This window comes from Sphingomonas sp. AC435 (genome assembly GCF_979253005.1).
Genome location: NZ_CEEDCJ010000001.1, coordinates 172,836 through 194,313 on the forward strand (window position 1 = coordinate 172,836; position 21,478 = coordinate 194,313).

General features: G+C 65.3%; 15 protein-coding genes and 1 tRNA gene. 7 read left to right on the plus strand and 9 right to left on the minus strand.

Annotated elements, in window-relative coordinates:
• Positions 1-92 precede the first annotated feature (92 nt).
• The 4 genes from AC0CH8_RS00845 to AC0CH8_RS00860 form a co-directional block, all read right to left on the minus strand.
• Positions 93-1,631: a tryptophan halogenase family protein gene (locus AC0CH8_RS00845; RefSeq protein ID WP_465238282.1), complete on the minus strand. Its 1,539-nt coding sequence runs from the start codon at positions 1,629-1,631 to the stop codon at positions 93-95.
• Positions 1,628-3,181: a tryptophan halogenase family protein gene (locus AC0CH8_RS00850; protein ID WP_465238283.1), complete on the minus strand. Its 1,554-nt coding sequence runs from the start codon at positions 3,179-3,181 to the stop codon at positions 1,628-1,630. The genes AC0CH8_RS00845 and AC0CH8_RS00850 overlap by 4 nt, the downstream gene beginning before the upstream one ends.
• A gap of 78 nt (positions 3,182-3,259) precedes the next feature.
• Positions 3,260-6,250 carry a TonB-dependent receptor gene (locus AC0CH8_RS00855; RefSeq protein ID WP_465238284.1) on the minus strand — a complete coding sequence of 997 codons (2,991 nt, stop codon included), beginning with the start codon at positions 6,248-6,250 and terminating at the stop codon, positions 3,260-3,262.
• A 253-nt stretch (positions 6,251-6,503) separates the two neighbouring features.
• Entirely contained in the window at positions 6,504-7,223 is a 720-nt protein-coding gene (locus AC0CH8_RS00860; protein WP_465238285.1) for a FadR/GntR family transcriptional regulator, read from the minus strand.
• Positions 7,224-7,502: 279 nt separating this feature from the next.
• On the opposite strand from AC0CH8_RS00860, the gene AC0CH8_RS00865 reads away from it, so the two are divergent.
• The 3 genes from AC0CH8_RS00865 to AC0CH8_RS00875 all read left to right on the plus strand — a co-directional run bounded on the left by AC0CH8_RS00865 (position 7,503) and on the right by AC0CH8_RS00875 (position 12,516).
• Positions 7,503-7,727 carry a hypothetical protein gene (locus AC0CH8_RS00865; protein ID WP_465238732.1) on the plus strand — a complete coding sequence of 75 codons (225 nt, stop codon included), beginning with the start codon at positions 7,503-7,505 and terminating at the stop codon, positions 7,725-7,727.
• Entirely contained in the window at positions 7,669-10,050 is a 2,382-nt protein-coding gene (locus AC0CH8_RS00870) for a glycoside hydrolase family 3 protein (protein WP_465238711.1), read from the plus strand. Before AC0CH8_RS00865 ends, AC0CH8_RS00870 begins: the two co-directional genes overlap by 59 nt.
• Before the next feature lie 177 nt (positions 10,051-10,227).
• Entirely contained in the window at positions 10,228-12,516 is a 2,289-nt protein-coding gene (locus tag AC0CH8_RS00875; RefSeq protein WP_465238712.1) for a glycoside hydrolase family 31 protein, read from the plus strand.
• A 336-nt stretch (positions 12,517-12,852) separates the two neighbouring features.
• Here AC0CH8_RS00875 and AC0CH8_RS00880 read toward each other — a convergent pair whose 3' ends face one another.
• Together AC0CH8_RS00880 and AC0CH8_RS00885 are read right to left on the minus strand one after the other, a co-directional pair.
• Entirely contained in the window at positions 12,853-14,505 is a 1,653-nt protein-coding gene (locus tag AC0CH8_RS00880) for a DUF5597 domain-containing protein (RefSeq protein ID WP_465238286.1), read from the minus strand.
• A gap of 471 nt (positions 14,506-14,976) precedes the next feature.
• Positions 14,977-15,053, minus strand: a tRNA-Pro gene (locus tag AC0CH8_RS00885).
• A gap of 182 nt (positions 15,054-15,235) precedes the next feature.
• Between AC0CH8_RS00885 and yajC the strand changes: the two genes are divergently transcribed.
• From yajC to AC0CH8_RS00905, 4 genes are read left to right on the plus strand one after another with little or no spacing between them, the layout of a single operon-like run.
• Positions 15,236-15,577 carry a preprotein translocase subunit YajC gene (gene yajC, locus AC0CH8_RS00890; RefSeq protein WP_465238287.1) on the plus strand — a complete coding sequence of 114 codons (342 nt, stop codon included), beginning with the start codon at positions 15,236-15,238 and terminating at the stop codon, positions 15,575-15,577.
• Complete coding sequence (gene secD / locus AC0CH8_RS00895) at positions 15,577-17,184, plus strand: protein translocase subunit SecD (RefSeq protein ID WP_465238288.1); 1,608 nt, start codon at positions 15,577-15,579, stop codon at positions 17,182-17,184. Before yajC ends, secD begins: the two co-directional genes overlap by 1 nt.
• A gap of 10 nt (positions 17,185-17,194) precedes the next feature.
• Positions 17,195-18,181 carry a protein translocase subunit SecF gene (secF, locus tag AC0CH8_RS00900; RefSeq protein ID WP_204200175.1) on the plus strand — a complete coding sequence of 329 codons (987 nt, stop codon included), beginning with the start codon at positions 17,195-17,197 and terminating at the stop codon, positions 18,179-18,181.
• 24 nt (positions 18,182-18,205) lie between these two features.
• Positions 18,206-18,580 (plus strand): Mth938-like domain-containing protein, encoded by a 375-nt coding sequence (locus AC0CH8_RS00905; RefSeq protein ID WP_465238289.1) that lies wholly within the window; start codon positions 18,206-18,208, stop codon positions 18,578-18,580.
• 32 nt (positions 18,581-18,612) lie between these two features.
• On the opposite strand, the gene AC0CH8_RS00910 is transcribed toward AC0CH8_RS00905, so the two are convergent.
• The 3 genes from AC0CH8_RS00910 to AC0CH8_RS00920 form a co-directional block, all read right to left on the minus strand.
• Entirely contained in the window at positions 18,613-19,752 is a 1,140-nt protein-coding gene (locus tag AC0CH8_RS00910; protein WP_465238290.1) for a glycosyltransferase, read from the minus strand.
• Between the two features lie 196 nt (positions 19,753-19,948).
• Positions 19,949-20,848, minus strand: a complete 900-nt coding sequence (era, locus tag AC0CH8_RS00915; protein WP_465238291.1) for a GTPase Era — start codon at positions 20,846-20,848, stop codon at positions 19,949-19,951.
• Between the two features lie 74 nt (positions 20,849-20,922).
• The gene (locus tag AC0CH8_RS00920) at positions 20,923-21,438 is read right to left on the minus strand and encodes a YciE/YciF ferroxidase family protein (RefSeq protein WP_465238292.1); all 516 of its coding nucleotides are present in this window, start codon (positions 21,436-21,438) and stop codon (positions 20,923-20,925) included.
• Between the last annotated feature and the right edge of the window lie 40 nt (positions 21,439-21,478).

A 21,478-nucleotide genomic window follows, 5' to 3' on the forward strand; every position in this document is an offset into this window, starting at 1 on the left:
GCGCCGGACCTCGCTGTGCCTGCGCTGCGCACGCCGGCAGCCCGAAGCTCGTCATCACCACCGCAATTGGGTGTTGCCGATGGGGATGCCGGTCATGCAGCGTTCGCCAGATCGGCGCGACAATGCCGGTCGATGAACACGTCGTGGCGTGGCATCGCCGCGGCGGTCTTGGCGATCATGTCGCGCAGGTGGTGCATGAAGCGTCCCGCTTCCTCCACCGGCAGCGTATCGACCAGCGGGTCGTAGGACGCTGGCGCCGGCTCCTGACCGGCCAGGACCGCGATCCAGCTGTCGTCGGTGAACAGCCCGCCCTGATCGCGGATGACGCGCGCCCGGCTGCGCCACAGCGCGATCTTGCCCGACAGCGAAGCCGGAATGTCCATCGTCCGGCAGTGGTTCCAGAAGGGAGAATCGTCGCGGGTGGTGGCATGATAGTGCAGGATGATGAAGTCCCGGATCTGCTCATATTCCAGCCGCAGCAGCCGGTTGTATTCGTCGCGCTCGGCACTGGTGAACCCCGTATCGGGGAATAGGCTCAACAGGCGCGAGATGCCCGACTGCACCAGATGGATGCTGGTCGACTCCAGCGGTTCCAGAAAGCCGCCCGCGAGCCCGAGCGCGACGCAATTGCCCTCCCATAGCCGCTGCCGGACGCCCGCGACGAAGCGCAACCTGCGTGCATCCCCCAGCGCCGCGCCGTCGAGGCCGCGCAGCAGATCGTCCTCGGCCTGCGCTTCGTCCTGAAACGCGCTGGCATAGACATGGCCGTTGCCGACGCGGTGCTGAAGCGGGATGCGCCACCGCCATCCCGCCGTACCGGCGGTGGCCCGGGTGTAGGGCAGCAACGCAGCGGTACTGGTACTCGGCACCGCCAGCGCTCGGTCGCAGGGCAGCCAATGCTGCCAGCTGTCGAACGCCACGCCCATCGCATCGCCGAGCAGCAGCGATCGGAAGCCGCTGCAATCCACGAACAGTTCGCCGTCGATCCGCCGCCCATCGTCGAGCCCGATCGCGGCGATATGACCATTATGCTCCGATCGCTCGACTCCCGTGATGCTACCCTCGATCCGGGTGACGCCGGCCCGTTCCGACAGCTGCCTCAGATAGCGCCCGTACAGCCCCGCGTCGAAATGAAACGCGTAGCCGAGCGATGCGAGCACGGTGGCCGGGTTGTCCGACGGTCGCGTGAACCGGCCCGCGTGCGCGGCGACGGCGGACAGGCAATATTCGTCCAGCCGGCCGACATCGCCGGCGGCGCCATCGATCCGCGACTGCCGCAGCCAGAGCTGGTGGAACTTCACGCCCTCGACATCGCGGCCGTGAGTGCCGAACGGATGCATGTATCGGTCGCCGATGCGGCCCCAGTCGACGAACTCGATCCCCAGCTTGAACGTCGCGCGGGTGGCGCGGACGAATGCGTCCTCGTCGATCCCGAGCAGGCGGTTGAAATCGTGCAGCGAGGGGATGGTCGCCTCGCCGACGCCGATCGTGCCGATGTCTTCGGATTCGACCAGCGTGATCGCGACTCCGGCGGCGGTCAGGCGGGACAGCGCGGCGGCGGCCATCCAGCCTGCCGTTCCTCCACCGACGATAACGACCTTGCGGATCGGTCGGGGTACGTCGGCGCTCACGCCGCAGCCCGGCGCTGGCCGAAGCGATGCGACCGGGCATACTCCACCAGGTCCCGATTCGACGGCAGGTTCGCGATGGCATAGTCCGCCTGCCGCCTGACCTCCGCGAATGCCCGCCGCGCATCCTCATGATAGCGGAGCGAGCCGGCCTTGGCGCTGAGATCGGTCTTCCAGCCCATGCCATACAGGACATATTGCCAGCTCGGCTCGGTGAAGATGTCGATCTGGGCATCGATGTCGAGTTCGTTCGGCCACCGGTACCGCCAACGATCGAGCATCTCGTGGAGCGAGTCGGGGATCGACGCGGCGGCGACGTTGTCGCGCCAGAATTCGGTGTCGCGCCGTTCGGAGATGCAATAATGCAGCTTGATGAAGTCCAGCGCGCGTTCGTAGCGGCGGCGCAGGTTCAGGTTGAACTGCCGCGCCGAGGTCTCGTAATCGCCCCCCCAGGGAAACAGGTTGGCGATCATCCCGGCGGACACTTCGGCGAAGGCGATCCCGGTCGCCTCCAGCGGCTCGAAAAAGCCGCTCGATAATCCGACGGCGACGCAGTTCTTGTACCAGTTGGTTTCGCGATACCCCGCATCGAACTTGAACCGGCGCACCTCCGCATCGGCCCCTGCCGCACCGAGATAGCCGCGCAGCACGCGCTCGGCGGCCTCGTCGTCCGTGTGGTCCGACGAATAGACGTGGCCGATACCACGGCGGCGATCCAGCCCGATGTCCCACGTCCATCCCGCCTGCTGCGCGGTGGAGATGGTGTAGGACGCGATCGGGTCCCGCTCTCCCGTGTACGGCAGCTGCGCGGCGACCGCCCGGTCGCAGAACAGCACGTCGCGGCAGGAGCGGAACGGGATGTTCATCGCCTTGCCGATGAGCTCGGCCCGGAACCCGGTGCAGTCGATGTAGAGGTCGGCCGTCAGTGACCCGTTCCGCTCGGTCGACACGCTGTCGATCGCACCGTCCGCGTCGAGGCTCACCTGCGTGACGGTGTCGATCAGGTGCCGGACGCCGTTGGCGATCCCCTGCTCGCGCAGCAGCCCGGCCAGCGCGATCGCATCGAAGTGGAACGCGTAGTTGAGCGGCCCGACATAATCCTCGTGGCTCGGCAGCTTGGGCGCGCGTCGGGCATCCGCCGCCTTTTTCTGTGGATTGGAAACCTCGTCCCAGTTCTCGGTCCCGCCCTCGCCCAACAACCAATAGGGCAAGAGTTCGAGCCCGCCGCTGGCATCCGCGACCTGGAACGGGTGCGAATAATGGTCGGTCGCACCTTCGCCCGGTGCGTTGCGCCAGTTCACGAACTTGGCGCCCTGTTTGAAGGTCGCGCCACAGCGGCGGACGAGGTCGGCCTCGTCGATGCCGATCGTCGCCAGCGTTCGCCGGATCGTGGGAAAGGTGCCTTCGCCGACGCCCAAGACGCCGATGTCGTGCGACTCCACCAGCGTGACCGCAACCCCGCCGGGCAGATCGGCACCGAGGCGCTTGGCGAGATACCCTGCGGTCAGCCACCCGGCCGTGCCACCGCCGACGATCAGGATCTGCTTTCTCATCCGCCTCTCCCGAACAGGTTTGACTGCCGTCGCCGTGACCGGGAACGTCCCGGTTGCGGCGACGGTAGCCGATGTCCGTCAGAATGACAGATTGATGCCGGTACTGATGCGACGATCGCTCTGGAACCAGCTGCGACCGACTAGGTTGCCGCCCGGATACCCGCCCATCAACGTGCGCGCGGTCGCCCCGGTCAGGTTCGTCCCCTGCACACCGAACGAGAAATTCTCCGTCACCTTGAACCGGACGCCCGCATCCAGCGTCCCGTAGGAGGCGCTGTAGACCGGCAGTGCGATCTGGATCGGCACCGCGGCAGCACCCGGCGCGGCGTAATAGTTATACGTCGGGTTGGTGCCGTTGCTGTTGGTCGATTGCAGGTATTTCGACCGCCAGGAGTAGGCGATACGAAGGGAGAACGGGTTGCGCTCATACAGCAACGCCGCGTTGGCGTTGTGTTTGGACAGGCCGACCAGCGGCGCATCCTCTCGCATAACGCCGTTGATGTCGCGATACACATCGCCGGGGTTCTTGCTGTCGATGAAGGTATAGTTCGCCTCGACGCCAAACCCGCTGATCGGCCCGTCGAACATATCGAGGAAGAAGCGTCCGCCGACTTCGACGCCCTTGATCGTGGCGGCTTTGGTCGAATTGATGAAGTCCGAGGCGGCGGCGTTGACGATCTCGGTCTGGCCGTTGGTGAACACCACCGGCACCTGCCGCGTCGTCAGCGAGAAGATCGGCAGGTCGGTCAGGCGCTTGTAGAACGGCGCGATGTGGAACGTCGTGCCGCGCTCGCCATAATATTCCAGCGACAGGTCGAAGTTGTTCGATATCGTCGGCTTCAGCAGCGGATTGCCCGTCTCCGCGGTGAAGTTCGTGAAGATGCCGGGCTGCCCCGCCACGGGGTTGTTCGTCGTCGCGACACCGACGGAGCCGGACGAACGCAGCGCGTTGAAGCTCGGCAGGTCCAGCGTGATGTTATAGCCGCCGCGCAGTTTCACGCGATCCGAAGGCGAGAAGACCAGATTGACGCTCGGCAGGACGCGCGTGAAATCGGCCTTGCCGCCGCGCGCAATGAACTGCGTGCCCAGCGACACGGTCTGGCCGTTGCGAATGAACGTATTGCCATTCTGCTGGATGAAGCCGCTGCCTTCGTTCTCGATATGGACGACGCGCACGCCGACATTGCCGGAGATGCCGTTCGCTGTCCCCTGTGGACCGAAGCGAACGAGGGCGTAGCCCGCCATGTTCTCCGTACGGTTGTCCACCTGATCGCCGGGCAGGATGAAGCCCGGCTGCCGGATACCGGACAACCCGCCATAACCGCTGCGCGGCAGGGGACCGGACGCCGAGCAGTTGGACTCGGTACCCGGCGGGCAGAAGCCGGCCGGCGGTGGCGTGACGAGACCGGTGCGGTCCTCGTTGAATCGATCCGCCAGGCTTTCGCTCGCGAAGAGCAAGCTACCCGGCAACAGCGCCTCACCACGGAAGAAATCCTTGAAGGCATGTGCCGACACATCCCCAGGTGCGGCGTTCGCATAGGTCAGTTGCGGATCGCCGTTCCAGCCACGGCCCAGCGCGGTCCAGTTATAACCGTTCTGAAGGTCGCGCTCCGTCCGCTCGGCGTAGCGCCCACCGACCTTGATCGACCGGAAGAAGCCATCGTCGAACTTGTATTCCGCATCGAGCTGCGCCGTATCCAGCCGACCCCTGTTGCGCTCGTTGTGGGGCATCGATGCCGACCAGAAGTAGTTGGCGGGATCAGCGAAGGATGCCTGTGTTGCGGGGCTGACGCTGATCTGCGGAAAATCGCCGGTCAGGTCCATGCCGAACGCCGGCCCGAAACTGACCTCGCGGAAGATGTCGATGCGATCGTAGATCTGCCGCGAGTCGACCCGCTGGATCGATCCGGTGATCGACAGCGGGCCACCCTCCGGCGCCCACGCGAAGGACAGCGAATAATCGCGGGTGCGCGTATCGCTTTCCACGAAGCCCTTGTTGCCGCTGCTCGTCACCTGCCCACCGGGCAGGAATGTCGCCGGATCGCGGTTGAACAGCGAACTCGTCTTCAGCAACAGGCCGTTTTCGTCGAAGGTGCTGGTCGCGGGGTCGACCGCCAGCGTCTGCGACGAAACCTGCGCCCCGTAATCGCTCGACTGACTCTTGTAGCGCGACTGGAAGAAGCTGGCGGTGAAGGTCAGGTCGTCCGAGGGAGCCCACTGGGCTGCGCCGTAGATGCCGTTGCGGCGATACTGGAACGCTTCATCACCATAGGTGAAGCCGCCGGGGATGAACCGGTCCGCGCCGCCGACGTTCGTCTTGAAATAGGGTTCGGTGCGGATGAACTGCGACAGCGAGCTGAACTGGCTGTACGCGATATCGGCGAGCAGGCCGATGCGACCGATCGGCGTGTCGAACGAGTCGGTGACCAGCACCGACCCCATCGGATCGGCCTTGTTCGCCATATCTCCAAGGCTCAGTTCCGCCGTACCGGCGACGTGGAACTTGCCGTTGAAGTCGAACGGCATCTTCGTGCGCAGGTCGATCTGGCCGCCGGTGCCGCCCTCGATCAGGTCCGCGGTGGACGCCTTGTAGACGTCGACCGCCGCCATCAATTCGGGCGTGACGTCGCTCCACAGGATTGCGCGGCCGTTATTCGCACTGAAAATTTCGCGACCGTTCAACCGAGATGCGACGCCCGTCAGCCCGCGCACCTGAACGCCGGACCCTTGAACGGAGAAGTGATCGGGATCGCCGAGCGCGGCAAACCGGACGATCGACACGCCCGACACGCGTTGCAGCACCTCGGTGATGGAATTGTCGGGCAGCTTGCCGGCATCATCAGCAACGACCGAGTCGACAACGGTTTCGCTGCGGCGCTTGCGCTCGGTCGCGGCTTCGAGAGCTGCGCGACGACCTGTGACAACGATGTCAATATCGCCCGAAGAATCGGCCTGCGCTTGATTCTGCTCGGCTCCCGGCGCGGCCGCCTGCGTCGTATCCGGAGAGATGGCCTGCACTTCCGCCTGAGCCCAGGCTTGACCGCTGATCCCTGACGCCAACACGGCCATCAGCGAGATGCCGGCTCGTACGGTAGAGCGTCGACGAATTGGCGTCTGAACGTACATTGAAACCCCTCTCCTAGCTTTATCCGACCAGCGAACATGCCGGCGGTGCGCCTAGCGCATCGTCTCAGCGATGCTACCGCTACCATTATTAGTAATATCATTCACGATTGCAAGCGCCTTATACCAGTTGAAGTTGGCACCCTATCGTTGCGAGAAAATCCACAGCCTTGCGTTCACTGTTTGTGTATCGCCCATCTCACATCGTGCCCTTCACGCGATCATATCCCTCGTCGATCACCGCCTTCATCGCTAACGCGGCACCCGCCGCGTCACGCTGCTCGATCGCATCGGCGATCCTCGCGTGAGTGGCCACCGTTTGAGCCATCGCGAAAGCGTCAAGCGGCGTGGTCAAGCCCAGGAAAGCTCGCAGCGCCGTCTCCACGACACCAGCGAAGGATCGGAATAGCGGATTGCCGGAGCCCAGCGCGATTGCGATGTGAAAAGCCAGATCGGCCTCGCCGAAAGCACGCCGATCGGACCCGGCCAGCGCCATATCGGACAATGCCTGCCTCATAGAATGGATGTGAACCGCCTGATGCTGTTCGGCCGCCAGCGCTGCCGCGGCCGGCTCCACTGCATAGCGCATCTGTGCGAGGTGCCGGAGAAACTCCTGATCCAAGCCGACGCTGACGCGCCACGTTAGCAGGTCCGAGTCGAACCAGTTCCATGCGCTCGGCGGCAGCACCACGGTGCCAACCCGGCTTTTGCCGGCAATCAACCCTTTTGCGGTCAGGGTTTTCGCAACCTCCCGCACGAGAACGCGAGACACGCCGAAGCGCTCGAATAACTGTTCCGCCGACGGCATACGGCTGCCCGGAGGCCGAGCACCGGACAGGATTTCGGCAGCCAGCCTCGCGGCCACAGCATCGTGCCCATACACCGACCGTGACCGGTCAAGAACGGTGTCCTCCGACATGATTTCGTCACTCCCACCACGATGCTCTCACAGGCACCATCGATAGATCCAAGGATCATGTGGTCGCCTGGGGCAGCTTAACGGTAACGTTAACACAGAGAGCGAACGATTGTCATGGCCGACCGTTCGGAGTTCCCCTTGCTTCACAGCCTGTTCCGGCAGTTATGCACGAGGAGAATAGCTTCCGTCAGTAAGACCGCGGCACGGCCACGTTGTTATGCCGCCTGCCGCCCGCCACCACGCGAGCTGTAGGATAAATCCGAAAACTTTATTGACAGGATGGCCGTTGACGGCTTGATCGCTGCGCAAAAGCAAATCGTCGGCGAGGATATCAAGAATGCACATCAGCTTACACCAGGCGTGCGCCACGATCGCACTCTCGACAGCCTGCATGCCGTTGTCCGCCGCCGTGTCGCAGTCCGCAGTTTTGCCCGGCGTGACAACGATGTCATCGGTGGCGCATCCCCCAGAATGGCCGGTCCTGCCGCCGAAGCGACAGCGTGATCCGAAGGTCGAAGCACGTGTCGAGGCGCTGCTCGCAAAAATGTCGATCGAAGATAAGGTCGGGCAGTTGTTGCAGGTCGACATCGCCAGCATCGCGCCGAAGGATCTTGAGACGTACAAGCTCGGCTCGATCCTGAACGGCGGCAACAGCGCGCCGAACAACGATGAGCTTGCTCCCGCGGCGGAGTGGCTGAAGCTGTTCGACGCGTTCTACGATGCATCGGTGAAGCGCAGCGACGGTCGCCCCGTCGTCCCCGTGATCTGGGGCACCGATGCGGTGCATGGCGCCAACAATATCGTTGGTGCGACGCTGTTCCCTCACAATATCGGCTTGGGCGCCATGCGTGACCCCGCCCTGATCAAGCGGATCGGTGCGGCGACCGCCGCAGAAACCGCCGCGACGGGTATCGACTGGAGCTTCGCGCCCACGGTTGCGGTCGTTCAGGACGACCGCTGGGGCCGCACCTATGAAAGCTATTCGGAGGATCCGACGATCGTCGCCGCCTATGCCGGCCAGATGGTCGAAGGCATCCAGGGCACGGTCGGACAGGATTTCATGAAGCCCGGCCACGTCATCTCGTCCGTCAAACACTTCCTGGGCGACGGCGGCACCGGCGGTCGCGATCAGGGCGACACCAGGGTTCCCGAAGCCGTCCTGCGCGATGTGCACGCGGCCGGCTATCTGACCGCCCTCCCCGCCGGCGCGTTGACCGTCATGCCGAGCTTCTCCAGCTGGAACGGCGAGAAGATGACCGGCAACAAGAGCCTCCTGACCGAAGTCCTGAAGGAACGGATGGGCTTCGACGGCTTCACGATCGGCGACTGGAACGCGCATGGTCAGGTCACCGGCTGCACCAACGAGGATTGCGCGCCCGCCATCAATGCCGGGCTCGACATGTTCATGTATTCCGGTCCGGGCTGGAAGCAACTCTACGCCAATACGTTGCGCGAGGCGAAGGACGGGACGATCCCCTCCACCCGTCTCGACGATGCGGTCCGTCGTATCCTGCGCGTCAAAGTAATCGCCGGGACGTTCGATGCAGGACGGCCCTCGTCGCGGCCGACCGCGGGCAAGTTCGCCCTGCTCGGTGCGCCGGAGCATCGGGCGGTCGCCCGACAGGCGGTACGCGAGTCCCTGGTTTTGCTGAAGAACAGTGGCAACGTCCTGCCTCTCAAGCCATCGGCCAACATCCTCGTGGCGGGACGCGGCGCAGACAATATCGGACAACAGTCCGGGGGTTGGTCGATCACCTGGCAGGGCACGGACGTCACGAACAAGGACTTCCCGAACGGCCAGTCGATCTGGTCGGGTATCGATCAGGCGGTACGGGCCGGCGGCGGCAAGGCCATGCTGGCCGTCGACGGCACCTATACTGCCAAGCCCGATGTCGCGATCGTCGTGTTCGGCGAGACGCCCTATGCCGAGTTCACCGGCGACCGCCCGACGCTGGAATATAGTCCGGACGACAAGAGCGATCTGGCGCTGCTCAAGAAGCTGAAGGCGGCAGGTATCCCGGTCGTCGCCGTGTTCCTGTCGGGTCGTCCGCTCTGGGTGAATCCCGAACTGAATGCCGCCGACGCCTTTGTGGCCGCGTTCCTGCCGGGAACCGAAGGCGGCGGTGTCGCCGATGTCCTGATCGCGGGCAAGGATGGTCGCCCTGCCAACGACTTTCGCGGCAAGCTGAGCTTTTCCTGGCCCAAGCGCCTCGACCAATACGTCCTGAACAAGCGCGACGCCGGCTATGATCCGCTTTTCCCGATCGGCTATGGCCTGACCTATGGTGCGACATCGACGCTCGCCAAGCTCGACGAGAGCCGGCCAGCCGTATCGGCGGGCGACCAGAACGCGCTGTTTGTTCGCGGCCGGGTCGTTGCCGGCGCACGATTCAACAGCGGCGGGCCGCTGGCTCAGACGCGCACGGACCGCAGCGCGCAGGAAGACAGCCTCCGGCTCGTGTGGAACGGCAAGGGGAACGGCGAGGCTGCGATCGAGCAGGCGACGCCGATCGACGTCACGCGGGAGACGAATGGTCAGCTGAGCCTGATCGTCGACTATCGCGTCACTGCTGCGCCGTCCGCTCCCGTCACCTTGGGCATGGCCGATCCGGCGAAGTCGGCGACGGTGCCGCTCAACGGCGGGCTGACCAAGGGCGACTGGACGACGATTGCGGTGCCGCTGCGCTGCTTCGCCGATCAGGGCCTGAACATGAAAACGATCGTCAAGCCGTTCGCCCTCGCCACGTCGGGCACGTTAAGCATCGACGTCTCGGCGATCCGAATCGGCAGTGCGCCCGCCGGCCCGGTCAGGTGCGGCGTGAAGTGATCAAAGAATCCGACCGCAGCGGTTCACGCCCCGATCGACCAATTCCCGCTTAAATTCATGTCGGCGTGTTCGCGGCACGTCATGCTCTTGCAAGGAAATCCCATGCCGGTCTTCCCCCGTCAGCCTCTTCTCAGGGTCCTGCCGCACACGCTGCTGGCGTGCACGTCGCTCGCGACGATGGCTTTCCCCACTGCCGCGGGGGCCACGGCAATGGCCACGGTCAATCGCAACGGCAGCCTGGTGTTGGTCGAGCCTTACGCGCCCAACATCGTTCGCGTGACGATCGCCGTCGACCGTGCCCAGGCCGATGCTCCGCCGGGTGACGGACCCAATGCGAAAGCCGATTCCGCCGGGTGGACGCACCGCACCGATGCCGATGGCGATGTCTTCACCTCCGCGGCGCTGACCCTGACTGTCAAGGCGCAGCCTTGGCCCAAAGCGCCGTCGCAGATGGAGCGCTATTTCGCGCCGTCGCTGCCACCGGTCGCGCTGCGGATCACCGATGCCGCTGGCAAGCCGCTGACCGAGATGACGGGTTGGGAGATGGCGCCGCACACCGTCAACGGCGAGAAGACCTTCCGTGTCGGCGCGAGTTTCTCCGTCGCGCCGGGCGAGCATTATTATGGGCTTGGCCAAAATCAGGAGGGCATCTTGGACCTGAAGGGCCGGACGATCGACTGCCGCCACAACTACGACGCTCCCGCAGGCGAGACGGTCTGCGTGCCCTTCATGGTCACCAACAAGGGCTATGGCATCGTCTGGGACAATCCCTCCGTCACGACCGTATCGCCCGGCCTGAATAACGCGACTCATTGGCAGTCCGAAGTCGGCGAGCGCGTGTCCTTCTTCGTGATCACCGGTGCGACCACCGACGAGCTCTACGCCGGCTATGCCAGACTGACTGGTCAGACGCCGCTGCCGCCGAAAGCCGCGTTCGGCCTGATCCAGAGCAAGGCGCGGTACGAGACGCAGAAGGAACTGCTCGACATCGCCAACGGCTACCGCAGCCGACAACTGCCGCTGGACGTGATGGTGCTCGACTGGTTCCACTGGTCGCGCATGGGCCAACTCGACATCGACCGCACCTATTTCCCCGATCCCAAGGGCATGAACGACACGCTGCATGCCATGGGCCTGCGCTCGATCATCAGCGTCTGGCCGCGGTTCGAGAAGGAATCACGCTACTTCAACATGCTCGCCAGCAAGGGCTGGTTCCTGAAGGACAAGGAGGGCAACGTCGTCGACGGGCTGCCGATCCGGTCCGATCGGGCGGGCGCGTTGATCGATACGACAAACCCCGACGCCCGAAGCTGGTTCTGGGATCGCATCCGCGACAACATCGCCAGCGAGGGCTTCGACTGGTTCTGGCTGGACGAAACCGAACCCGATCTGGTGCCCGACGGCAACTTCTTCTCGATCGGCTCGGGCGACCGCTATCACAACATCTTCCCGCTGCTCCACACCAGCGGTGTCGCGGAGGGATCGGCGCGCGACCGGCCGACGATGCGCAACCTGATCCTGTCGCGCGCCGCGTATCTGGGCGTGCAGCGCAACGGCGCGCTGTTCTGGTCGTCGGACATCAAATCGACATGGGAAGCCTATCGCCGCCAGATCCCGACCGGGCTGGGCTTCACCGCCACCGGCATGGCCTATTGGGGAAGTGATATCGGCGGCTGGCAATGGCCGAACGGACCCAAGGCGGAGAAGCCGGTCCTGCTCGATCCGGCCGGGGCGACGGCGATGGCGCCCAGCTATGCCGATTATCCGGAGCTGTTCACCCGCTGGTTCGCCTATAGCGTGTTCACGCCGACGCTGCGGATCCACGGACAGCGGCCCGGAGCGGCGCTCTGGGAATATGGCACCGCAGCCGAGCCGGTGCTCGCGAGCTTTCTGAAGCTGCGCTACGCGTTGATGCCCTACATCTACTCGCTGGGTCGGCACACCTATGAAAGCGGTGCACCGTTCATGCGCGCGCTTTTCATGGACTTCCCCAACGATCCCAAGGTCGCCAATATGGGCGACGAGTATATGTTCGGCCCCGCATTCCTCGTCGCGCCGGTGACCGAGCAGGGCCAGACGAGCCGCACGGTCTATCTGCCCGCCGGCGCAGACTGGTATGACTACTGGACCAACCAGCGGCATACGGGCGGTCAGAGCGTCACCGTGCCCACCCCGATCGACCGCATCCCCCTGTTCGTGCGGGCGGGATCGATCGTGCCGATGGGCGTCCAGGTGCCGAGCACCGCGACCAGGCAGGCCCTGGAGAGCATCCGCGTCTATCCGGGCGCCGATGCCAGCTTCGAGATCTATGACGATGACGGCGTGACCAACGCGTACAAGGCCGGCAAGAACGGCACCACCGCGACGCTTCGGTGGGACGACGCGACCGGCCGGCTGCGGACGGTAGGCAAGCTGCCGACCGGTCAGGACGCAACGGCGTTGGTGCAGGTGATCGGCGTGAGATAGCGCGCGCCGAAAACGCCGGGTCGGTGGCGCAGGCGAGGACATGATGATGGGTTTCACCCGCCGTTCTGTCCTCGCCGGGGTCGCCGCCGGTATCGTCCATTGTACCCTGGTTCGGAGCCTTCCACGCAGACGGGACCCGCTGATCGCACGGTAAAAGCGTGCCGGTGCAAGTATTTCGTCAGTCTGGCCTTGCACCACGACGATCTCGACTGGTTCCGCCCCGGCGCGACGGCGACGCCCTGCACGTCGATCTGACGCCGCGACCGGCGAACGGCTTCGTTCCCGTGCTGCGGCTTGACGGACCCCGGGCTGGTCTGATGCGTCCGGCAATCGTCGTCAGCGATAGCGACCCATCGTCACCCTCAACAGCACAGGCCGATCGATGATGTTGATGCCGTAGTCGGTCTGATCGCCGTTCCAGATGCGGTCGGTGGCCCACTGGCCGGCGACGAAACGCCCCTCCTCCACCTTGACGACCATGCCGTTCGCCGGTCCGCCCTTCCGGGTCGCGAAGGTAAGACGGACGTGGTCGCCAGTGAACAGGAACTGATCGGCGGATAGCTGCGCGACCGCGACGCCGCCGATCGGCTCCCGGCTCCACGGCGCCGGCTCGGACTTCAGCCAGGTCCACTCCCTCATGCCGAACTGCCACTCGCCCCAACTGGCGGTGATCGTCCAGTCGCCCATCGTCGTCGAAACCGCCGCGCCATCGTCGGGCTTGCCTGCGCCCCAGGTCGGATGCTCGAAGGCGATCTTCGCCCATTCCCGGTTCATGCCCTGGAACACGGCATAGGGTTTGGCGAAGGCGTCGAGCGTCTCGGCGTCCAGCGCCTTCGCCCCGAGCGGGTAGTTGAAGAAGCCGGTGTCATCCATGCCGAATGGCGCGAAGCCGATCGCGCCACGGCCGACGGCGTCGTAAAAATAGCGCGCGAACGTCCGGGAATTGCCGATCTCCGGCACCATCAGCGCATTGTCCGGCCGGCTGTACGCGTCGAGATACAGGCCGACATTTTTGCTGACGTTGTCGTAGATGTCGGGGGCCGCGAAATCGATCGACGGCGCCGCCGCCTTCCAGATGTCGAGCACGTCCTGCTGCGGCCCTCCACTGGCGACACCGCTCGGATCGGGAACGTTGGACGGCCCGGCCAGCGCCGCGTTGACGTACATCGGCAGCGGCTTCACCTTCTTGCCGGCCGCCACGATCTCATCGATGAATTTCGCCGTGTACCACGTGTTGAAGGCCCGGTCCGCCTGCCCCGCGAACACCTGCGTCCAGGTGCCCGACTTCCCGACCTTGCGCGCCAGCGGTGCAGGGATCGGGCGTGCGAACAGCGTGTTCGAAGTGGCGCTGTAGTCACGCGGATTGCGGTAGCTTCCCACCTCGTTCTCGGGCTGCACCAGGATCACGGTGTTCTGCGCGTCGTGATCCTTCAGATAGGTCATCAACGCCACGAACGCGCGCTTGTCCGCCTCCAGCGTGGTTCGCGCCAAGGGTGACAGGACGTAATGATCCTCTCCCGCCTTGTTCTTCATTCGGGGGAAGCGACGATTGTCCAGCTTGACCCAATCCGGCGTGTAGCTGGGCGACGTATTCTTCCACGTTCCGAACCACAGGAGCACGATCCGCTTGTCATGCGCGCGCGCCTGGTCGAGCAGCGTCTGAACGAAGCCGAAGTCGAACTGCCCCTCCCTGGGCTCGATCTGCTGCCACGCGACGGGAATTTCGATGGTGTTGGCGTGGATGCGGTCGAGCACCGGCCAGACCTGCGGCAGCGCCGACGCATAGTTGCTCGAATTATTGACCTGGCCTGCCAGAACCAGAAACGGCGCACCGTCCACGAACAGCGCGTGACGGCCATTCCGGGTTTCCAGATGCGGTACGGCCGTCTTGGCAGGCTGCGCGAAACCCGGCGTGGCGGTGGCGAGCAGCAAGCCGGCGGCGAGGTTGGCTAAACGTGTCACGGGTTTCCTACTCTGGCGGCAAAGCATGACCAGCGATCGTGCCCCGGACGCGTTTTAAGTCAGCGTCAGGCTGCTCTCAAGCCACAACGCGGCACGTCGAAGTTCGTGAACAATGACGTCGCGAATGGAGGGCCCGGTCCCTCGGCGATCGCGGCCAAGCACGAAACCACCGGGGTGTTGAGGAACCCCTGCTCGACGCCTTGTGCTGCCCGAATGCCCGAAGGTGTCTGGCGCTACCCGTCAACGATGTCGAACCGGGTCGCGGCTCCGGTGAGGCTGGAATCAGGCTCGAAAATGCAGTGCCGGCTGAGGACTAGTTGGCAGGCGTACAATTGCTCCGGGCAGCCCGATCAAGCAGCGACGAGGTCGAGCACGGCGTACACGAGACGCCGAGCGGCGGAGAGACAGCGCCACCTTCAGTGCACCTGGGCGTGCTTGCTAGATGCTTGCTGGCTCTAGGCTCCAGAAGCGAAAATCTAGCCAAGCCGTTAGATTTGTTGGTCGGGGCGACAGGATTCGAACCTGCGACCCCCACACCCCCAGTGTGATGCGCTACCAGGCTGCGCTACGCCCCGACCGAGGACCGCGCCGGATTGATCCGGTGCCGTCCAGAGCCGGGGCCTCTACGCGGCACCGCCCGCGGATGCAAGCGCCGCGATCCTGACTGACATTGCGTCGGCGTGCGGGGGGTGGTAGCGGCCCTGTCCAACGCGCGGGCGGGTTTCCCGGCCCGGCCGATCAGTCACGTCGGGACATCATGCTCATTTCACCAGCCTACGCCCAGACCGCGGGCGGCGCCGCGCAGGCCAGCGGGATCGCCTCGTTCCTCAGCTTCGCGCCTATCATCCTCGTTTTCATCGTTTTCTACTTCCTGATGATCCGTCCCCAGCAGCGCCGCGTGAAGGCGTTGCAGGATGCCGTGTCGGCGGTGAAGAAGGGCGACTCGGTCGTGACCGCGGGCGGCATCGTCGGCCGCGTGACCAAGGTGGAGGACACCATCGTCGAGGTGGAGATCGCGCCGAACACGCGCGTGCGGATCGTCAAGGCGACGATCGCCGAGGTGACGAACCCCCTGTCCGCCAAGCCGGCGAACGACTGATGCTCGACTTTCCCCGCTGGAAGGTCTGGTCGATCTGGGCGCTGCTCGCTGCGCTGTGCGCGCTCGCGATCCCGAGTCTGGTGCCGGAACGCTATTCGCCCGCGTGGCTGATGCGCGCGCCGCACATCAATCTCGGCCTCGATCTCGCCGGCGGCAGCTACCTGCTGCTGGAAGCGGATGTGAACGACCTTGCCGCCACCCGCCTCGAATCGATGCGCGATCAGGTGCAGACGGAGATGCGCCGCGGCAATCCGCGCATCGCGATCGGCGACATCTCGACGCGCGACGGCCAGCTGAGCTTCATGATCCGCGACACGACTCAGGTCGACGCCGCGCGCGAACGCCTGCTCGGGATCACGGGCAGCGGCGCAGGCATGACCGGCCAGCGTGAATGGGACATCCAGGTCGTCGATTCGAACCGCTTCGTGCTGCGCCCGACCCAGGCGGGACTGAAGCAGGCGGTCAACGTCGCGATGAACGACGCGACGGAGGTAGTGCGCCGCCGCATCGACGCGCTCGGTACGCGTGAGCCGACCATCCTGCGCCAGGGCGACGACCGCATTCTGGTGCAGGTGCCCGGCCTGTCCGATCCGCAGGCGCTGAAGAGCCTGATCGGCAAGACCGCCAAGCTGGAATTCAAGCTGGTCGACGAGGTCGGCAATCAGGACACGGCCGCCATCGCCCGTCGTCAGGCGCCGATCGGCAGCGTCATCCTGCCCTACCCCAGCAACCCGTCCGGCGTCCCGCTGATCGCGCTGAAGCGACAGACGATCCTGTCAGGCGAGCAGATCGCCGACGCACAACAGACGTTCGACTCGCAGACCAATGCCCCGCAGGTCGCCCTGACCTTCAACGGCCCCGGTGGTGCGCGATTTGCGCGCGTGACTCAGGAGAATGCGGGCAAGCGGTTCGCGATCATCCTCGACAACTCGGTGATCTCCGCGCCGTCGATCAACGAGCCGATCCTCGGGGGGCGCGCGTCGATCTTCGGCAGCTTCACTGTCGAATCGGCGAATCAGCTCGCGATCGCGCTGCGGTCGGGCAGCCTGCCGATCACGCTGAAGGTGATCGAGGAATCGACCGTCGGGCCCGAACTCGGTGCGGATTCGATCCGTGCCGGCGTCCTCGCCTCCGCGGTCGCGGTCGCGCTGGTCGTCGCGTTCATGTTCGTGACCTATGGCCGCTTCGGCGCCTATGCGAACCTCGCCGTCGTCATCAACGTGTTCGTCATCCTCGGCGTATTGTCGTTCCTCGGCGGGACGTTGACGCTGCCGGGTATCGCCGGGTTCATCCTGACGATCGGCACCGCGGTCGACTGCAACGTGCTCATCAACGAACGTATTCGTGAGGAGCGGCATCGCGGGCGCAGCGTCGTGCAGGCGGTGGAGCTGGGCTACAAGGAGGCCAGCCGCACCATCTTCGAGGCGAACGTGACGCACGCGATCTCGGGCTTCATCATGCTGGTGCTGGGCTCCGGTCCGGTAAAGGGGTTCGCGGTCGTGCTGCTGATCGGCATCGCGACGTCGGTCTTCACCGCCGTGACCTTCACGCGCATGCTGACCGCGCTGTGGATCCGGCGCACGAAGCCCAAGACGATCAATATTTGAGGCCGGGCCCATGAAACTCCTGAAGCTCGTCCCCGACGACACCAACATCGACTTCGTCCGCCTGCGCACATGGGCGTTCGGCCTGACGCTCGCCCTGTCGCTGATCGCGATCGGACTGGTCGCCACCCGTGGTCTGAACATGGGCGTCGATTTCGCCGGCGGTCTGATGATCGAGGAGAAGTTTCCGACTCCTCCCTCGCTCGACCACGTCCGCGAGGTCGTGAACGCGCAAGGCTTCGGCGAAGCGCAGCTCCAGCAGGCCAGCGACCCTCGGACGATCACCATCCGCCTGCCCGCGCAGCAAAATGCCGACGAAGGTGCCACCAACGCCGTCGTTCGCAAGGTGGAAACCGCGCTGGGACAGGCCTTTCCCGGCGCGACGTTCAATCGTTACGCGACGGTTTCGGGCAAGGTATCAAACGAGCTGATCCAGAACGGCCTGCTGGCGGTCGTTCTCGCCGTGCTCGGCATCGGCCTGTTCGCCATTTTTCGGTTCGAGTGGCAGTTCGGCGTGTCGACCATTGTCGCAATCGTCCACGATCTGTTGATGACGGTTGGCTTCTTCGCGCTGACCCGATTCGAATTCGATCTGAACATCGTCGCCGCGGTGCTGACGATCATCGGCTATTCGATCAACGACAAGATCGTCATCGACGACCGTATCCGCGAGAATATGCGCCGCTATCGCAAGATGGAGATGCGCGAGATCATCAACCTGTCGGTCAACGAGACGTTGCCGCGGACCGTCATGACCTCGCTGACGATCCTCCTCGCGCTGGCGGCCTTGCTGGTGCTCGGCGGCCATGTGCTGCGCGGCTTCACCGCGGCGATGATCCTCGGCATCGTCGTCGGCACCTATTCGTCGATCTACGTGTCGTCGTCGCTGCTGATCGCGCTGGGTCTGCGGGCCGAGCCGACCCGCGAGAAGCCGGGCACGACCGACCGGACGCGTATCAGCGATGCCGAGCGCATCGCGCCGCGCGAGCCGCGCGCCTGAGCCTTCTGCGATGAGGATGGCGCGATGAGGATGGAACGCGGCCAGCCGGCGAGCGGCCCGGTGATCCGGGGCTTTACAGCCGCCGGCTTCCGGCTGGACGACGTTACCGTCGCGCCCGCGCTGCTGCTGACCGAAGACCGGGCGATCGACTGGATGCCCCCGCCGATCGCCGACCTGTCGATCGAGGCATTGGAGCCGGCGCTGACGCCGACGCCGGAATTCATCATCCTCGGCACTGGCGCGCGCCTCGCCCGCCCGCCGCAATCGCTGGTCCGTGTGCTCGAGGCCCGCGGGATCGGGATAGAGGCGATGGACAGCCGCGCCGCCGCCCGTGCCTGGGGCGTCCTGCGCGACGAAGGCCGGCGCGTAGCCGCCGCGCTGTATCCGCTCGACGCCTGAGGGCGCCGGCGGAATCGACGGGCCGATCGTGCTCAGCCTCGCCTACGGCCCTCAGCCACCAGCCTGCGCAGATGCGCCGCCAGTTGCGCGGCATTGGTGTCCCACCCGAACGCGGTCACGCTCGCCGTCACCCCCTCGACCGGCAGCGGATCGGCGAGCAGCGCCCCGATCGCCTCCGCAAAGGCCGCCGGCGTGCGTTCGGCAAGGCGTCCTGCCGCGGCCGTGACCACCTCCGCCGCACCGCCGGCGGGCGTGACCACCACCGGCGTGCCGCACGCCAGCGCCTCGACCCACGCATTGGCGAGCCCTTCGGAGGCGGAGGCCAGCGCCATCACGTCCGCCGCTGCGATCAGCGCCGGCAGATCGTCATGCGGCACCGCGCCCAGCAGCCGCACGCGATCATCGACGCCCAGCGACGCGATCAGCGCCGCCAGCCGCTCCCGCTCCGGCCCCGCACCGGCAATGTCGAGCGTCACGCCGGGTAGCGAGGCGACCGCGCGGATCACCACGTCATGCCCCTTGCGCGGGATCAGTGCTCCGACCGCTATCACTCGACGCCCCGGCACCCGCCCGCGTGGATGGAAGCGGTCGCGGTCGATGCCCGTCCGATGGACCGCGATCCGCTCCACCGGCATCCCCAGCGCGATCATGTCGTCGCGCATTGCCGCGCTGACGGCGAGCAGCCCTTCCGCGTCCCGTCCCGCCGCCAGCACCTGCTTCGCGGTCGCCGTCGATCGCCCCCAATGGTGGATGTCTGCCCCGCGCGCCTTGATCGACACCGGCACGCCGTAACGCCGCCCCAGCGCCACCGCCGCCGGTCCATCCGGGAAGAAGAAAGACGCATCGATCACGTCGAATTGGAGCCTGTCCAGCACTGGCACCAGCGCTCGCTCCAGCGCCGCGGCATGCCAGCGCCCCTGCATTCCCGGTATCGTCGTGAACCGCGGCCGATGCATGTCGAGGCCGTGCCACGTCTCGCGCTGGGATAATTGGGCGAGCGAACGATAGTGCCCTGATCGCGACAGTGGCCACGGCGGCAGGCCGACCGGGGCCGCGACGGTGACCTCTATGCCGGGAACAGCGGCCAGCCCACGCGTCTGCCGCTCCACGAACACCCCGAAATTGGGCCGAGACGTGTCGGGGAACAGCGTGGAGAGGGTCAGTACGCGCATTGTCGGCGGCATAGCGGACGGACGTTAACATCCGCCCCGGTCACTGCTGCCGCCACACGACATGCCACCCCGGCGAAGGCCGGGGGCCAGCATCGGCGCACATAGTGAGACCCGCAGCATGATCGGCAACTGGACCCCGGCCTTCGCCGGGGTGGGACGGCAATGAGAGGACTGGGCAAAGGCGCGGGCGGGGCGCCTACTCCACCCAGTCCAATCCGATATCGCGGTACAGTTCGCGGTCCTCGTCCCAGCCCGGCTTCACCTTCACGTGCAGGTACAAATGCACCGGGCGGTCCATCAGCGACGACAGCTGGTTGCGTGCCCGCGCACCGATTTCGCGGATGCGCGTGCCGCCCTTGCCCAGCACGATCGCTCGCTGCGTCGGCCGCTCGACCAATATCTGCTGGTGGATCTCGACCGATCCGTCCTCTCGCTCCTTGAACGCTTCCGTCTCGATCGCGCTCGCGTACGGGAGTTCGGCATGAAGCTGCAAATAGAGCTGCTCGCGCGTCACCTCCGCCGCCAGCGCGCGCTCGGTCGCATCGGAAACCTGATCCTCCGGATAATGCCACGGACCTGACGGCATCGCCGCGGCCAATGCCTTCTTCAACTCGGGAACACCATCACCCGTTTCGGCACTGACGAACCACGTTTCGGCAAAAGCGACCTGCGCGTTCAGGCGTTCGGCGTGCAGCAGCAGCTTGGCCTTGTCGGCCAGATCGACCTTGTTGAGGATCAGGTGCTTGGGCTCCGGCCGGTCCTTCAGCGACTCCGCGATGTCGGTCACCTTCGGCCCCAGCCCGCCCTTGGCATCGACCACCAGCGCCAGCACGTCGGCTCCCTCCGCCCCGCCCCATGCCGCGGCGACCATCGCCCGGTCCAGCCGGCGTTTGGGTTCGAAGATGCCGGGGGTATCGACCAGCAGGAGTTGCGTATCGCCCTCGATCGCGACGCCCATCAGGCGCGCGCGCGTCGTCTGCGCCTTGGGGCTGACGATCGCTACTTTCTGGCCGACGAGCGCGTTGACGAGCGTCGATTTGCCGGCGTTCGGTGCGCCGACCACGGCGACGAGGCCGCAATGCTGTTCCTGATCCATCGGTGCCGGATGACGGAAAACAGCTTCAGCGACAAGGTCGGGGGTTATCCCCCCGACCCTGCGCCGTCGATCGGTTACGCGGGAACGGCGTCCGCCTTCGCGTTGATTTTGCTGGTCGCCATCTGCGTCAGCTTGTCATCGGTCGCATATTCCTCATCCAGCGTCTCCTGCAGGATGCTCGCGATCTCGGTCCGGTCGAGCTGCTTCGCCCACGCGATCAGCGTGCCGTAACGCGCGATCTCGTAATGCTCGACCGCCTGTGCCGCCGCGATCAGGCCGGCATCCAGCACGTCCTTGTCAGAAATCTCGCCGGCGACCTCGTTGGCCTCCTTGATGATGCCGTCGATCGCCGGGCAGGTCACCGCCTTGGCCTTCTCGCCGAGCAGATCGAACACGCGCTCCAGGCGCGTGATCTGCGTCTCCGTCTCGCTCAGATGCCGCTCGAATCCCTGACGCAGGTCTTGCGCCGTCGCCTTCTCGATCATCTTTGGCAGCGCCTTGGTGATCTGGTTCTCGGCATAATAGATGTCCTGCAACTGGTGCAGGAACAGGTCGTCGAACGTCGCGATGTCTTTGCTGAACAGGCCCATGATGCGTCCTTCCTTGGGGAGGTGTCGATGGGTGTCCAAC